General features: G+C 55.4%; 15 protein-coding genes. 12 read left to right on the top strand and 3 right to left on the bottom strand.

Translation table 11 applies throughout. From position 1 onward, the window contains the following. Positions 1-6: 6 nt before the first annotated feature. From ACLGE8_RS18735 to tatD, 6 genes are all read left to right on the top strand, one after another. Complete coding sequence (locus ACLGE8_RS18735) at positions 7-612, top strand: SCP2 domain-containing protein (protein ID WP_333497230.1); 606 nt, start codon at positions 7-9, stop codon at positions 610-612. Then, positions 609-2,249, top strand: a complete 1,641-nt coding sequence (ubiB, locus tag ACLGE8_RS18730; RefSeq protein WP_411000417.1) for a ubiquinone biosynthesis regulatory protein kinase UbiB — start codon at positions 609-611, stop codon at positions 2,247-2,249. Before ACLGE8_RS18735 ends, ubiB begins: the two co-directional genes overlap by 4 nt. Positions 2,250-2,325: 76 nt before the next feature. Beyond that, positions 2,326-2,580, top strand: a complete 255-nt coding sequence (gene tatA, locus ACLGE8_RS18725; RefSeq protein ID WP_411000415.1) for a Sec-independent protein translocase subunit TatA — start codon at positions 2,326-2,328, stop codon at positions 2,578-2,580. Positions 2,581-2,583: 3 nt separating this feature from the next. Then, entirely contained in the window at positions 2,584-3,105 is a 522-nt protein-coding gene (gene tatB, locus ACLGE8_RS18720) for a Sec-independent protein translocase protein TatB (RefSeq protein WP_411000413.1), read from the top strand. 2 nt (positions 3,106-3,107) lie between these two features. Next, on the top strand, positions 3,108-3,872 hold the full coding sequence (gene tatC / locus ACLGE8_RS18715; protein WP_185669745.1) for a Sec-independent protein translocase subunit TatC: 765 nt from the start codon (positions 3,108-3,110) through the stop codon (positions 3,870-3,872). 30 nt (positions 3,873-3,902) lie between these two features. Continuing rightward, positions 3,903-4,697 (top strand): 3'-5' ssDNA/RNA exonuclease TatD, encoded by a 795-nt coding sequence (gene tatD / locus ACLGE8_RS18710; protein WP_411000411.1) that lies wholly within the window; start codon positions 3,903-3,905, stop codon positions 4,695-4,697. Position 4,698: 1 nt separating this feature from the next. Here the strand turns inward: tatD and rfaH are convergent, their stop codons facing one another. After that, positions 4,699-5,187 (bottom strand): transcription/translation regulatory transformer protein RfaH, encoded by a 489-nt coding sequence (gene rfaH / locus ACLGE8_RS18705; protein WP_411000409.1) that lies wholly within the window; start codon positions 5,185-5,187, stop codon positions 4,699-4,701. A 162-nt stretch (positions 5,188-5,349) separates the two neighbouring features. On the opposite strand from rfaH, the gene ubiD reads away from it, so the two are divergent. Then, positions 5,350-6,828: a 4-hydroxy-3-polyprenylbenzoate decarboxylase gene (gene ubiD, locus ACLGE8_RS18700; protein ID WP_411000407.1), complete on the top strand. Its 1,479-nt coding sequence runs from the start codon at positions 5,350-5,352 to the stop codon at positions 6,826-6,828. Positions 6,829-6,915: 87 nt separating this feature from the next. Next, on the top strand, positions 6,916-7,617 hold the full coding sequence (fre, locus tag ACLGE8_RS18695; protein WP_411000405.1) for an NAD(P)H-flavin reductase: 702 nt from the start codon (positions 6,916-6,918) through the stop codon (positions 7,615-7,617). Positions 7,618-7,793: 176 nt separating this feature from the next. Here fre and fadA read toward each other — a convergent pair whose 3' ends face one another. Together fadA and fadB are read right to left on the bottom strand one after the other, a co-directional pair. Further along, positions 7,794-8,957 (bottom strand): acetyl-CoA C-acyltransferase FadA, encoded by a 1,164-nt coding sequence (gene fadA / locus ACLGE8_RS18690; protein WP_035894432.1) that lies wholly within the window; start codon positions 8,955-8,957, stop codon positions 7,794-7,796. 9 nt (positions 8,958-8,966) lie between these two features. After that, positions 8,967-11,156 carry a fatty acid oxidation complex subunit alpha FadB gene (gene fadB / locus ACLGE8_RS18685; RefSeq protein ID WP_411000403.1) on the bottom strand — a complete coding sequence of 730 codons (2,190 nt, stop codon included), beginning with the start codon at positions 11,154-11,156 and terminating at the stop codon, positions 8,967-8,969. Between the two features lie 191 nt (positions 11,157-11,347). On the opposite strand from fadB, the gene pepQ reads away from it, so the two are divergent. The 4 genes from pepQ to hemG are packed head-to-tail and all read left to right on the top strand — an operon-like array spanning position 11,348 to position 15,334. Then, on the top strand, positions 11,348-12,679 hold the full coding sequence (pepQ, locus tag ACLGE8_RS18680; protein ID WP_411000401.1) for a Xaa-Pro dipeptidase: 1,332 nt from the start codon (positions 11,348-11,350) through the stop codon (positions 12,677-12,679). Next, a complete protein-coding gene (locus ACLGE8_RS18675; protein WP_411000399.1) occupies positions 12,679-13,293 on the top strand; it encodes an IMPACT family protein in 615 nt (204 codons plus the stop codon). Before pepQ ends, ACLGE8_RS18675 begins: the two co-directional genes overlap by 1 nt. Before the next feature lie 43 nt (positions 13,294-13,336). Beyond that, entirely contained in the window at positions 13,337-14,788 is a 1,452-nt protein-coding gene (gene trkH / locus ACLGE8_RS18670; protein WP_185669736.1) for a Trk system potassium transporter TrkH, read from the top strand. Between the two features lie 12 nt (positions 14,789-14,800). Then, positions 14,801-15,334: a menaquinone-dependent protoporphyrinogen IX dehydrogenase gene (gene hemG / locus ACLGE8_RS18665; protein ID WP_411000397.1), complete on the top strand. Its 534-nt coding sequence runs from the start codon at positions 14,801-14,803 to the stop codon at positions 15,332-15,334. Positions 15,335-15,587 lie beyond the last annotated feature (253 nt).

Genomic DNA, 15,587 nt, shown 5'->3' with positions numbered 1-15,587 from the left:
GGCCATATGCCTTTAAAACCCTTAGTGACCGGCAGTATCGAAACCGCGATTAACGCGCTGTTATGGCGTGAGAAAGCATTGAAGCCTGCCCGCCAGCGTCTTATCGGAAAAGTATTACGCATTGAGCTGAAAGAGTTTTCTTCTCCGCTGGTGCTTATCTTTAGCGAACGTCAGGTTGACGTGGTCGGCGCGTGGGACGACGAGGCAGATTGCACCGTCATCACCCGCGTCAGCGTGCTGCCTCAACTACGCAACCGTCAGCAACTGACGGCGCTTATCCGCAATAACGACCTGGAAGTGCAGGGCGATCTTCAGGTGGTGCAAAACCTGGTTTCGCTGGCCGATCTGGCGGAGTTTTCTCCCGCAGAACTGCTGGCACCCTACACTGGCGATGTGGCGGCAGAGGGTATTAGCAAAGCGCTGCGCGGCGGGGCGAAGTTCATACAGCACGGGCTGGCGCGCCAGCAGCGCTATGTGGCGGAAACCCTGACGGAAGAGTGGCGGCTAGCGCCGGGCGCGCTGGAAGTGGCCTGGTTTGCGGAAGAAACGACGGCCGTTGAGCGTGACGTTGCCGCGCTGACAAAACGGTTGGAAAAACTGGAGGGGAAATGACGCCAGGAGAATTACGGCGCCTGTATTTTATCATCCGCACCTTTTTGAGTTACGGGCTTGATGAGCTCATTCCCAAAATGCGTATCACGCTGCCGCTGCGAATTGGGCGTCGGATGCTGTTCTGGATGCCAAATCGCCACAAGGAAAAGTCGCTAGGCGAACGTCTGCGCTTAGCGCTGCAGGAGCTTGGCCCGGTATGGATCAAGTTTGGCCAGATGCTTTCAACTCGCCGTGACCTCTTCCCCCCGCAAATTGCCGATCAGCTCATTATGCTGCAGGATCGCGTAGCGCCGTTCGACGGCAGGCTGGCGAAGCAGCAGATTGAAAAATCGATGGGCGATATTCCTGTTGAAAGCTGGTTTGATGATTTTAGCATCGAGCCCCTGGCTTCGGCCTCTATTGCCCAGGTGCACACTGCTCGCCTGAAAGAGAACGGCAAAGAGGTGGTCATTAAGGTTATCCGCCCGGATATCTTGCCGATTATCAAAGCGGACATGAAGCTTATCTATCGCCTGGCGCGCTGGGTACCTCGCCTGCTGCCGGACGGTCGTCGTCTGCGCCCGCTGGAAGTGGTGCGTGACTATGAAAAGACGCTGATCGATGAGCTGAACCTGCTGCGTGAAGCGGCGAACGCCATTCAGCTGCGCCGCAACTTCGAAAATAGCCCGATGCTGTACGTGCCGGAAGTCTATTCCGACTACTGCCGCGTCGATATGCTGGTGATGGAGCGCATCTACGGTATTCCGGTCTCTGACGTAGAGACGCTGGAAAAACAGAACACCAATATGAAGCTGTTGGCTGAACGCGGCGTGCAGGTCTTCTTTACCCAGGTGTTCCGTGACAGCTTCTTCCATGCGGACATGCACCCGGGGAATATTTTCGTCAGCTATGAGCACCCGGAAGACCCTCAGTACATCGGCATCGACTGCGGTATTGTTGGCTCGCTCAACAAGGACGATAAGCGCTATCTGGCGGAAAACTTTATCGCCTTCTTCAACCGCGACTACCGTAAAGTCGCCGAGCTGCACGTTGATTCCGGCTGGGTTCCGGCGGACACCAATGTGGAAGAGTTTGAGTTTGCCATTCGTACCGTCTGCGAGCCGATTTTTGAAAAACCGTTAGCGGAGATCTCCTTCGGTCACGTGTTGCTGAACCTGTTTAACACCGCCCGCCGCTTCAATATGGAAGTCCAGCCGCAGCTGGTGCTGTTGCAAAAGACATTACTTTACGTAGAAGGGGTAGGACGTCAGCTCTATCCTCAGTTAGATTTATGGAAGACGGCGAAGCCTTTCCTTGAGTCATGGCTGAAAGACCAGGTCGGTATTCCGGCGCTGGTGCGTGCATTGAAGGACAAAGCGCCGTTCTGGATTGAAAAGATGCCGGAGTTGCCTGAACTGGTGTACGACAGCCTGCGTCAGAGTAAGCAGGTTCAGGCGAGCCTTGAGAAACTCTCGCAGAATCTGACGACGCATCATACCCGCCAGGGGCAATCGCGTTATCTCTTTGGTATAGGTGCGGTTTTACTCCTGAGCGGTACCGTTTTGTTAGTGAATCGCCCGGAATGGGGCCTGACACCCGCATGGCTTATGGCCGGAGGCTTGGTGGTATGGCTCATCGGGTGGCGGAAGACGCGCTGAATTATGCGTCGCTAAGAGGGCGCTGCATAACGTATAATGCGCGCTGATTATTTCATCATCTATCAGAGGAACTTGTATGGGTGGTATTAGTATTTGGCAGTTGCTGATTATCGTCGTTATTGTGGTTCTGCTTTTCGGGACTAAAAAGCTGAGCTCACTGGGATCCGATTTAGGTTCGTCTATCAAAGGCTTCAAGAAAGCCATGAGTGATGAAGACGAGACCAAAACTAAAGCGGACCAGGATGCAGATTTCACTGCAAAATCAATCTCTGATAAGCAGGAAAGTGCAAAGAAAGACGAAGCGAAACGCCACGACAACGAGCAGGTGTAATTCGTGTTTGATATTGGTTTCAGTGAACTGCTGCTGGTGTTTATTATTGGCCTCGTCGTATTGGGGCCAAAACGCTTGCCGGTAGCAGTGAAGACGGTTGTTGGCTGGATACGCGCGCTGCGTTCTCTGGCGACAACCGTACAAAACGAGCTGACGCAGGAGCTTAAACTCCAGGAATTTCAGGACAGCCTGAAAAAAGTGGAGAAAGCGAGTCTGGATAACCTGACGCCAGAACTAAAGGCATCCATGGACGAACTGCGTGAAGCGGCAGAGTCGATGAAGCGTTCTTATACGGCGCATGATCCTGAAAAGGCGAGTGACGAGGCCAATACCATCCATAACCCGGTGGTGAAGGAGAAGGACGCTGTGCAGCCTGAAGTGGCTGAGCCACATGTTGACGAGCCTAAAGTGCCGTCCGCTGAGGCACCCGCGCCTGACGCTGAGGCAGTAAAGCCCGCAGAGAAAGAAAAAATCCCTGCGGCCGCTGTTCCTGATTCATCCCCCGCATCGAGTGATAAACCGTAAACATGAGCGTAGAAGATACTCAACCGCTGATCGCTCATTTGATTGAGCTGCGTAAGCGCCTGCTCAACTGCATCATTGCGGTCATTGTGATTTTCCTGGCGTTGGTCTACTTCGCCAATGACATCTATCAGATGGTCTCTGCACCGTTGATTAAGCAGATGCCGGCTGGCGCGACGATGATTGCTACTGACGTGGCATCCCCGTTCTTTACGCCAATTAAGCTGACCTTTATGGTCTCGCTGATCCTCTCCGCACCGGTCATTCTCTACCAGGTATGGGCGTTTGTTGCGCCTGCGCTGTACAAGCATGAGCGCCGCTTGGTGGTACCGCTGCTGGTCTCCAGTACGCTGCTGTTCTATATCGGTATGGCGTTTGCCTACTTTGTGGTGTTCCCGCTGGCATTTGGCTTCCTGACGCATACCGCGCCGGAAGGGGTGCTGGTCTCGACCGATATTAAGAGCTACCTCGATTTTGTCATGTCGCTGTTTATTGCGTTCGGCGTGTCGTTTGAGGTGCCGGTAGCGATTGTGCTGCTGTGCTGGGTGGGTGTGACCACGCCGGACGACCTGCGTAAAAAGCGCCCGTACGTGCTGGTTGGCGCATTCGTTGTCGGCATGTTGCTGACCCCGCCGGATGTGTTCTCGCAAACGCTACTGGCGATTCCGATGTACTGTTTGTTTGAGGTGGGGGTCTTCTTCTCTCGCTTCTACGCCGGGAAGCGACTCACGCGTGATGAAGACGCGGAAGAAGAACAAACTGAAGAATAATCACCAACCGCCCGTCAGGGCGGTTGTCATATGGGAGTGATGATGTTTGACATTGGGGTCAATCTGACCAGCTCGCAGTTTGCTCGTGACCGTGATGACGTGGTGGCACGCGCTCGCGCCGCGGGTGTACACGGTATGCTGTTAACCGGCACCAACCTTCATGAAAGCGAAGAGGCGCAACAATTGGCTGAACGCTTTGGTTGCTGCTGGTCTACCGCCGGTGTGCATCCACATGATGCGAGTAGCTGGTCGCCAGAAGTGGCTGAGGCTATCTATACGCTGGTCAATAAGCCGGAAGTGGTGGCGGTGGGCGAATGTGGCCTCGATTTTAATCGTAACTTCTCTACCCCAGCCGAACAGGAAGCGGCGTTTACCGCACAGCTAGCGATGGCCTCTGAACTCGGAATGCCGGTATTCCTGCACTGCCGCGATGCGCATGACCGTTTTCTCATGTTGCTAGAGCCGTGGCTCGACCATCTGCCGGGTGCTGTGCTGCACTGCTTTACCGGAACGCGGGATGAGGCGCAGGCGTGTCTCGATCGTGGGCTATCGATTGGTATTACCGGCTGGGTATGCGATGAACGTCGTGGCCTGGAACTGCGAGAGCTGTTGCCGATGATCCCGGCGGATAGGCTACTGCTGGAGACCGATGCCCCGTATCTTCTGCCGCGCGATATGACGCCTAAACCTGCATCGCGACGCAATGAACCGGCATATGTGACGCATATTCTGGAACGGGTTGCCGGTTGGCGGGGTGAAGAGGCGCAATGGCTGGAAGCCGTCACAGACAATAACGCCAGACGGCTGTTTAATATCCACTTTTAGCTTAGGCTTTGCGGAAGTCGGTGTTTTTGACGCTCTGCTTAATTTGTTTGTTCAGCAGGTTTAGCAGCAGCATGGAGCGCGCTTCTCCGTCCGGTTCGGAAAAGATAGCCTGAAGTCCTTCGAACGCCCCTTCGGTAATGACGACGCTATCGCCTGGGTACGGCGTTTCTGGGTCGGTAATATCGTCAGGCTGGTAGATGGACAGTTGGTGAATCACCTCGGGTGAAACCGTCGCTGGCTGCATACCAAAACGGACAAAGTGGCTGACGCCGCGAGTGGCGTTGATGGTCGTCGTGTGAATAACTTCGGGATCAAACTCGACGAACAGGTAGTTCGGGAACAGTGGCTCACTGACCGACGTACGCTTCCCGCGCACCATTTTCTCAAGCGTAATCATTGGCGTCAGGCAATTGACGGCCTGCCGTTCCAGATGTTCCTGAGCACGCTGAAGCTGCCCACGCTTGCAATACAGTAAATACCAGGCTTGCATAATGACTCTTCCCAAAGTTTAGCGCGCAAGCATAACAAAAGTAGGGCTAAAGCGCGACGTTGATTGTCGCTGCTTTAATTTACGCTAATTTAACAAAAATACAGCATCACAGGACCATTCGCCGTATACTAAGGCGCTTACCAGGAGGCCAAGAATTACCCCATGAAATACCATGACCTACGCGACTTTCTGACATTACTTGAACAGCAGGGCGAATTAAAGCGCATTAGCCTCCCGGTTGATCCCCATCTGGAAATTACCGAAATTGCCGACCGCACGCTGCGTGCCGGTGGCCCGGCGCTGCTTTTTGAAAATCCTAAAGGTTATGACATGCCGGTGCTGTGCAACCTGTTCGGTACGCCCAAGCGCGTCGCGATGGGGATGGGGCAGGAAGATGTCAGCGCATTGCGCGAAGTGGGTAAGCTCTTAGCCTTTTTGAAAGAACCGGAACCGCCGAAAGGCTTCCGCGACCTGTTCGACAAGCTGCCGCAGTTTAAGCAGGTTCTGAACATGCCGACCAAACGCCTGCGTGGCGCCCCTTGTCAGCAAAAAGTTATCTCCGGTGATGACGTTGATTTGTCCCGCATTCCGGTGATGACCTGCTGGCCAGAAGATGCCGCACCGCTGATCACCTGGGGTCTGACGGTGACCCGAGGCCCGCATAAAGAGCGGCAGAACCTGGGCATCTATCGCCAGCAGGTGATTGGCAAAAACAAACTGATTATGCGCTGGCTGTCGCATCGCGGCGGCGCGCTGGATTTCCAGGAGTGGTGCGCGGCACATCCAGGGGAACGCTTCCCGGTATCCGTTGCCCTTGGCGCCGATCCGGCGACCATTCTGGGCGCGGTGACGCCGGTGCCGGATACGCTCTCTGAATATGCCTTCGCGGGCCTGCTGCGCGGTACCAAAACGGAAGTCGTGAAGTGTATTTCCAACGATCTGGAAGTACCCGCCAGCGCGGAAATCGTGCTTGAAGGGTATATCGAGATTGGCGAGATGGCGCCGGAAGGCCCGTATGGCGACCATACCGGCTATTACAACGAAGTGGATAGCTTCCCAGTCTTTACCGTCACGCATATAACCCAGCGTGAAGATGCTATCTATCACTCCACCTATACCGGCCGTCCGCCGGATGAGCCGGCAGTGCTGGGCGTGGCGTTGAACGAAGTCTTCGTGCCTATCCTGCAAAAACAGTTCCCGGAGATTGTTGATTTCTACCTGCCGCCGGAAGGGTGCTCTTATCGCCTGGCCGTCGTCACCATGAAAAAACAGTATGCGGGGCATGCAAAACGCGTAATGATGGGCGTATGGTCGTTTTTACGCCAGTTTATGTACACAAAATTCGTGATTGTCTGCGATGATGACGTCAACGCACGTGACTGGAACGATGTGATATGGGCGATTACCACCCGAATGGATCCCGCACGGGATACGGTTCTGGTCGAGAACACGCCGATTGATTATCTGGATTTCGCCTCGCCGGTTTCTGGCCTGGGGTCGAAAATGGGGCTGGATGCCACCAATAAATGGCCTGGGGAAACCCAGCGCGAATGGGGCCGTCCTATTAAGAAAGATCCCGCCGTTACGGCGCGCATCGATGAAATCTGGGACGAGCTGGCCATTTTCTCCGACGATAAATGATAATGATATCCTTTGAGTCCTCCACGCCGCGGACAACGCATCCGCAGCGTGAAGTGTGATGAGGAAAAGACCCGACAGAGGGAGCGCATGACAACCTTAAGCTGTAAAGTGACCTCGGTGGACGCCATTACCGATACGGTATATCGCGTTCGTTTAGTACCCGAAGCTGACTTCTCATTTCGTGCCGGGCAGTACCTGATGGTGGTGATGGATGAGCGTGACAAACGTCCGTTCTCCATGGCCTCTACGCCGGATGAAAAGGCGTTTATTGAGCTGCATATTGGCGCGTCAGAGCTGAATCTGTACGCCATGGCGGTGATGGACCGTATCCTCAAAGAACGTGAAGTGGTTGTCGATATCCCGCACGGCGAAGCCTGGCTGCGTGAAGAAGACGATCGTCCGTTAGTGCTGATTGCTGGCGGCACCGGGTTCTCTTACGTCCGTTCTATCCTGCTGACCGCGCTGACGCAAAACCCGAATCGCGACGTGGCGATTTACTGGGGCGGCCGTGAAGAGAAGCATCTGTACGATCTCTCTGAGCTGGAAGCACTGTCGGTGAATCACCCGAATCTGCGCGTGGTGCCGGTAGTTGAGCAGCCGGAAGACGACTGGCGCGGGCGTTCCGGCACCGTGCTGACGGCTGTGCTGCAGGATTACGGCACGCTGACGAACCACGATATTTATATCGCCGGTCGTTTTGAAATGGCGAAGATTGCCCGTGATCTGTTCTGCAACGAACGTCAGGCGCGTGAAGACCGCCTGTTCGGCGATGCGTTTGCCTTTATCTGATAGGCAATAAAAAACCCGCCCCTGACAGGCGGGAAGAACGGCAACTAAACTTTGTTATGGTTGCATGCTGGATAAAACGCGGTGCGTTGCTTTCTGGCATGATTGCCGAGGGCGCGACGCTTGCCCGGCCTACAATAACGATATACTGCGCGCCCCCGACTTTCGGGGCGCGTTTTTTATACGCGCTCGATAACCGTCGCGATGCCCTGACCTAACCCGATGCACATCGTTGCCAGACCAAACTGGACATCCTTGCGCTCCATCAGGTTTAGCAGAGTGGTGCTGATACGCGTACCGGAGCAACCCAGCGGGTGACCCAGCGCGATCGCGCCGCCGTTAAGGTTGATCTTCTGGTCGATCTGCTCCATCAGTCCCAGATCCTTAATGCATGGCAGGATCTGTGCGGCAAATGCTTCGTTCATCTCAAATAGATCGATATCGTTCGCGGTCAGACCGGCTTTCTTCAGCGCCAGCTTCGAGGCTGGAACTGGGCCGTAACCCATAATCGATGGGTCGCAGCCGACCACCGCCATTGAGCGAATACGCGCGCGTGGCGTTAAGCCCAGCTCGCGGGCGCGGCTTTCGCTCATCACCAGCATGGCGGATGCGCCGTCGGAGAGGGCGGAAGAGGTGCCTGCGGTCACCGTCCCCGTGACCGGGTCGAAGGCCGGTTTCAGCGTTGAGAGCGCTTCAACGGTGGTCTCCGGACGAATCACCTCGTCATAGTTAAACTGCTTCAGTACGCCGTCTGCGTCATGGCCGCCGGTTGGAATGATCTCATTCTTAAAGGCTCCTGATTGTGTCGCAGCCCAGGCGCGGGCGTGTGAGCGGGCGGCAAACGCATCCTGCATTTCACGGCTGATGCCGTGCATACGGGAGAGCATTTCCGCCGTCAGGCCCATCATGCCCGCGGCTTTTGCCACGTTACGGCTCATGCCTGGGTGGAAATCGACGCCGTGGCTCATCGGCACGTGGCCCATGTGCTCTACGCCACCCACCAGACAGACCTGCGCATCGCCGGTCATGATCATACGGGCCGCATCGTGTAGTGCCTGCATAGAAGAACCACACAGACGGTTGACGGTAACTGCCGGGACCGAATGGGGAATTTCCGCCAGCAGCGACGCGTTACGGGCAATGTTAAAGCCCTGCTCCAGCGTCTGCTGAACACAGCCCCAGTAGATGTCGTCAATGGCCGCCGCTTCCAGCGCAGGGTTACGCGCCAGCAGGCTACGCATCAGGTGCGCGGAGAGATCCTCGGCGCGCACGTTACGGAACGCACCGCCTTTGGAACGGCCCATCGGGGTACGAATTGCATCAACAATAACAACCTGTTCCATCGTGACTCCTTAAGCCGTTTTCAGCTCACCAGCCGGGCGGGCTGGCTCAACCGGTGGATAATACGCGTCGTTATGGCGCGCTTTGTCGCGCAGGCCGGCCGGGACTTCATACAGCGGGCCGAGGTGCTGATACTGCTGCGCCATATCGAGGTACTTCGCGCTGCCGAGCGTATCCAGCCAGCGGAACGCGCCGCCGTGGAACGGAGGGAAGCCCAGGCCGTAGACCAGCGCCATATCGGCTTCTGCTGGGCTGGCGATGATGCCTTCTTCCAGGCAGCGCACCACTTCATTGACCATCGGAATCATCATACGGGCAATGATCTCCTCGTCGCTGAAATCGCGCTTCGGCTGACTAACGTCTGCCAGCAGGCTATCCACCGCGGCGTCTTCTTCTTTCTTCGGTTTGCCTTTGCTGTCTTCTTTATAACGCCAAAAGCCCAGACCGTTTTTCTGACCGTAGCGGCTTGCTTCGAACAGCGCGTCGATAGCGTCGCGATAATCTTTCTGCATACGCTGCGGGAAACCGGCTGCCATGACCGCCTGTGCGTGGTGCGCGGTATCAATACCGACCACGTCGAGCAGATAGGCTGGGCCCATTGGCCAACCGAACTGTTTCTCCATCACTTTATCAACCTTGCGGAAGTCCGCACCGTCGCGCAGTAACTGGCTGAAGCCTGCAAAGTACGGGAACAGTACGCGGTTGACGAAGAAGCCAGGGCAGTCGTTGACCACGATAGGCGTTTTGCCCATCTGGCTTGCCCAGGCGACCACTTTTGCAATGGTGCTTTCTGAGGTTTTCTTACCGCGGATGATTTCGACCAGCGGCATACGGTGCACTGGGTTGAAGAAGTGCATGCCGCAGAAGTTTTCCGGGCGCTCCAGCGCGTCGGCCAGTTCACCGATGGGAATGGTCGAGGTGTTAGAAGCCAGCACGGTATCCGGGCGCACCTTTTGCTCGGTTTCCGCCAGCACGGCTTTCTTCACCTTCGGGTTTTCCACGACGGCTTCGACGACCACATCAACGCGGTCAAAACCGGCATACTCCAGCGTCGGTTGAATGGTTGAGATCACGCTTGCTAGCTTCAGACCGTTGATTTTGCCGCGCTCAAGCTGCTTGTTGAGCAGCTTGCTGGCTTCGGTCATGCCGAGGGTCAGCGATTTTTCATTAATATCCTTCATGATAACCGGCACGCCTTTCCAGGCGGACTGGTAAGCGATCCCGCCACCCATGATGCCCGCACCGAGTACGGCGGCATGTTTTGGCGGTTCGATATGTTTGGTCAGTTTCTTAGCCTGACCTTTTACGTATTGGTCGTTGAGGAAAATACCGACCAGCGCACGGGCCTCGTTTGAGTGGGCCAACGGAACAAAGCTTTTGTTTTCCAGATTGAGCGCTTCTTCGCGGCCAAAGCGGGCTGCGGCTTCAATCGTTTTCACTGCCGTGATCGGCGCCGGGTAGTGTTTACCCGCCGTCTGCATCACCATTGCTTTAGCGATAGAGAAGCTCATGGTGGCTTCAATCTTGCTAAGTTTCAGCGGTTCAAGCTTAGGCTGACGCTTGGCTTTCCAGTCGAGGTCGCCGTTAATCGCCTGACGCAATACCGCCAGCGCGCCGTCGAACAGTTTCTCTTGCTTAACGACACCGTCAATCAGGCCAATCTTCAGCGCCTGCTCGGCGCCGACATCTTTACCGGCGGCGATGATTTCCAGTGCACTATCGGCTCCCAGCAGACGCGGCATACGAACGGAGCCGCCGAAGCCCGGCATGATGCCCAGCTTGGTTTCCGGCAGGCCGATGCGCAGATCCGGCGTCGCCAGACGGTAGTCGGTGGCCAGCACGCATTCGCAGCCGCCGCCCAGCGCATAGCCGTTGACGGCAGAAATGGTTGGGACCGGCAAATCTTCCAGACGGTTGAAGACGCTGTTGGCGAAGTGCAGCCACTGGCTGAACTGTTCTTCTGGCACCAGGAACAGCGAGAGGAATTCGGTGATATCCGCGCCGACAATAAAGGCCGCCTTTTCAGAGCGCAGCAGCAGCCCCTTCAGCTCTTTTTGTTTTTCGAGGACGTCGAGCGCCTGGCCGAGGCTGGCTACGGTTGCGGTATCTAACTTGTTAACTGAGCCAGGGGCATCGAACACCAGTTCGGCAATGCCATCTTCCAGCCAGTTGAGGTACAGGGTGTCGCCTTTGTAGAGCATGTCAGTCTCCTGAATCCAGCAAAGTGATCTGGTCATACCAGATAATCAGGAGTGTGTATTTTGTGTTAAATAAATGCAAATAAGACTTTAAATATTTGCTGGTCGGATCACGTCCGGCGGAAATCACGCAGGGTGGGAGAGGTGTGCTACTATGCGGTGACTAAAGGGTAAAAAAATCAGAAGGGTAAATCATGGAATCTCTGGCCGCACTCTATAAAAATCATATCGATACCTTACAGGAGCGAGCACGTAACGCACTCGACCGTTTCAAGCTCGATGCGCTGCTTATCCACTCTGGCGAGCTGATGAATGTTTTTCTGGATGACCACGCGTACCCATTCAAGGTCAACCCGCAGTTCAAAGCCTGGGTGCCGGTTACTCAGGTGCCAAACTGCTGGCTATTGGTAGACGGCGTTAATAAACCTAAGCTGTGGTTCTATCTCCCGGTGGACTACTGGCACAACGTTGAGCCGCTGCCGACCTCGTTCTGGACGGAAGACGTTGAAGTCATTGCGCTGCCAAAAGCTGACGGCATTGGCAGCCAGCTGCCCGCTGCACGCGGCAACATCGGCTATATTGGTCCGGTTCCGGAGCGTGCGCTGGGCTTAGGTATTGCCGCGAACAACATCAACCCGAAAGGGGTGATTGACTACCTGCACTACTATCGCGCCTACAAAACCGATTACGAGCTGGCCTGCATGCGCGAAGCGCAGAAGATGGCGGTGAACGGCCATCGAGCGGCGGAGGAAGCTTTCCGTTCCGGTATGAGCGAGTTTGATATCAACCTCGCTTACCTGACAGCCACTGGTCATCGCGATACCGATGTGCCTTACGGCAATATCGTGGCGCTGAACGAGCATGCCTCCGTGCTGCACTATACCAAGCTGGATCACCGCGCACCGGCGGAAATCCGCAGCTTCCTGCTGGATGCTGGCGCAGAATACAACGGTTATGCCGCCGACCTTACCCGTACCTGGGCGGCAAACGGCGACAACGACTTTGCGCATCTCATCAAAGATGTGAACACTGAACAGCTGGCGCTGATTGCCACCATGAAGGCGGGCGTAAGCTACGTGGATTACCACATTCAGTTCCATCAGCGTATTGCCAAACTGCTGCGTAAGCACCAGATCGTTACCGACATGAGCGAAGAGGCGATGGTCGACAATGACCTGACCGGGCCGTTTATGCCGCACGGCATTGGCCACCCGCTGGGTCTGCAGGTGCATGACGTTGCTGGCTTTATGCAGGATGACACCGGCACACATCTGGCGGCACCGTCTAAATATCCGTACCTGCGCTGCACCCGCGTGCTGCAACCTGGCATGGTGCTGACCATCGAACCGGGCATCTACTTTATTGAGTCTCTGCTCGCGCCGTGGCGTGAAGGTCAGTTCAGCAAGCACTTCAACTGGCAGAAAATTGAAGCGCTGAAGCCGTTTGGTGGCATTCGTATTGAAGATAACGTGGTTATCCACGAGAACAATATCGAAAACATGACGCGTGACCTGAAACTGGCGTAATGGAAAGCTGGCGAATACCGGCTGAGCCGGTCACCTTCGTTGAAGAGATAAAGAAGAGCCGTTTTATCACCCTGTTGGCGCATACCAACGGGGTGGATGCGGCGAAGGCGTTCGTTGAGTCGGTTCGCTCCGATCACCCGGATGCCCGCCATCACTGCGTGGCATGGGTCGCGGGTAGGCCCGACGACTCACAGCAGCTTGGTTTCTCCGATGATGGTGAACCGGCGGGTACGGCCGGTAAACCGATGCTGGCTCAGCTGATGGGCAGCGGCGTCGGTGAAATTACCGCCGTAGTGGTTCGCTACTACGGCGGTATCTTGTTAGGCACCGGTGGGCTGGTAAAAGCCTACGGCGGTGGCGTGCAGCAGGCGCTCAATCTGCTGACAACGCAGATCAAAACGCCGTTAACCGAATATACTCTGTTATGTGAATACGGGCAGCTTGCGGGTATCGAGTCGCTGGTTGGACAGTATGCCGGGCAGATTGTTGCCAGCGATTATCAGGCGTCGGTTCAGCTCCGTATCGCGCTTCCGCAGGCAAAAGTGCATGATTTTTCCGCAAGACTGGCGGATTTTAGTCGTGGTTCATTGCAATTGTTAGCGATTGACGAATAATCCCCCTCCTGACTTTTTTTGATTATCAAAGGACGCGCCGGAAATGCATTTTCGTGCCATTACTCGAATTGTTGGACTTCTGGTCATCTTATTCTCGGGGACAATGATCCTGCCGGGATTGGTGGCTCTGATTTACCGCGATGGCGCCGGGCGCGCATTTACTCAAACCTTTTTTGTCGCGCTGGTGATTGGTTCGCTGCTGTGGTGGCCGAACCGTCGGGAGAAGGGCGAACTAAAATCCCGTGAAGGCTTCCTGATTGTCGTCCTGTTCTGGACGGTGCTGGGTAGCGTGGGTGCGCTGCCGTTTATCTTCTCTGAACAGCCGAACCTGACGGTTACCGATGCGTTCTTTGAATCGTTCTCCGGTTTAACGACCACCGGGGCGACTACGCTGGTGGGGCTGGACTCATTGCCTCACGCTATCCTCTTCTATCGACAGATGCTGCAGTGGTTCGGCGGTATGGGGATCATTGTGCTGGCGGTAGCTATCCTGCCTATCCTTGGCGTAGGTGGGATGCAGCTATATAGAGCGGAAATGCCCGGGCCGCTGAAAGACAATAAGATGCGCCCGCGAATTGCCGAAACGGCGAAAACGCTGTGGCTTATCTATGTGCTGCTGACGGTAGCCTGCGCGCTGGCGCTGTGGTTTGCCGGGATGCCCGCGTTCGATGCGATTGGTCATAGCTTTGCGACCATCGCTATCGGCGGCTTCTCCACCCACGATGCCAGCGTCGGTTTCTTTAATAGTCCAACCATCAACACCATTATTGCCATCTTCCTGCTTATCTCCGGCTGTAACTACGGCCTGCACTTCTCTTTATTAAGCGGGCGAAGCCTGAAGGTGTACTGGCGTGACCCAGAATTCCGCATGTTTATCGGCGTGCAGCTGACGTTGGTGGTTATCTGTACCCTTGTGCTGTGGTTCCATGACATCTATAGCTCGGCGGTGACGACGCTAAACCAGGCGTTCTTCCAGGTAGTCTCGATGGCGACGACCGCGGGCTTCACCACCGACAGCATTGCGCGCTGGCCGCTGTTCCTGCCGGTTCTTCTTTTATGTTCGGCCTTCATCGGCGGCTGTGCGGGTTCAACGGGCGGTGGCTTGAAGGTCATTCGTATTCTGCTGCTGTTCAAGCAGGGGAACCGTGAGCTGAAGCGCCTTGTCCACCCGAATGCGGTCTACAGCATTAAGCTGGGTAATCGCGCGCTGCCTGAACGTATTCTCGAAGCGGTATGGGGGTTCTTCTCCGCCTATGCGCTGGTCTTTATTATTAGCATGTTGGCAATCATCGCTACCGGCGTAGATGACTTTTCCGCGTTCGCGTCCGTCGTGGCGACGTTGAATAACCTCGGCCCAGGGCTGGGCGTGGTGGCGGATAACTTTGCCAGCATGAACCCGGTGGCGAAGTGGATCCTGATTGCGAACATGCTGTTTGGTCGTCTTGAAGTCTTTACGCTGCTGGTGCTGTTTACCCCAACATTCTGGCGCGAATAACAGGAGTCAGCGTTGAAAACATTAATGCTCTTTTCTACCCGTGATGGGCAGACGCGTGAAATCGCAGCCTATCTCTGCTCACAGCTGAGTGAGCAGGGTATTGATACCGCGATGGTGAATCTGAACCGTACGGAAAGTGTCGATTGGCAGCAGTATGACCGGGTAGTGATTGGCGCTTCGATTCGCTACGGCCATTTCCATCCTGCGCTCGACCGTTTTGTTAAAAAACACACTGCGGCACTGCAGGCGATACCGAGCGCGTTTTTTGCCGTGAACCTGGTGGCGCGTAAACCGGAGAAGCGTTCTCCGCAGACCAACAGCTATACGCGCAAGTTCCTGCTGCGATCTCCGTGGCAGCCAGATGCCTGTGGCGTGTTCGCGGGTGCGCTGAGATACCCTCGCTACCGCTGGTTTGACCGCGTTATGATTCGCCTCATTATGAAGATGACCGGCGGTGAAACGGATACCAGTAAAGAAGTGGTGTATACCGACTGGGAACAGGTAGCCGGTTTTGCCAAAGAAATCGCGCAACTTTCACGCAAATAGGGTGCTAATTCGGCGTGTTGCCTGGAAATTGAGCGAACGAAAATTTTTTTCAGATTTATGCTTGCGGGATCTCAATTACTCCCTATAATGCGGCCCCACTGAGACGGAACAACGGCAAACAAGCCGCCGGGTCAGCGAGGTTCTCCTGAGAACTTCGACAGAGAAAAGCGAAATTAAACGCTTGACTCTGAAAGAGGAAAGCGTAATATACGCCACCTCGCAACAGTGAGCGAAAGCCGTGTTGCACTGCTCT

The sequence above is a fragment of the Kluyvera sp. 142486 genome (assembly GCF_046569695.1).
Lineage (GTDB): Bacteria > Pseudomonadota > Gammaproteobacteria > Enterobacterales > Enterobacteriaceae > Kluyvera.
This window is presented reverse-complemented; position numbering and strand designations above follow the sequence as displayed.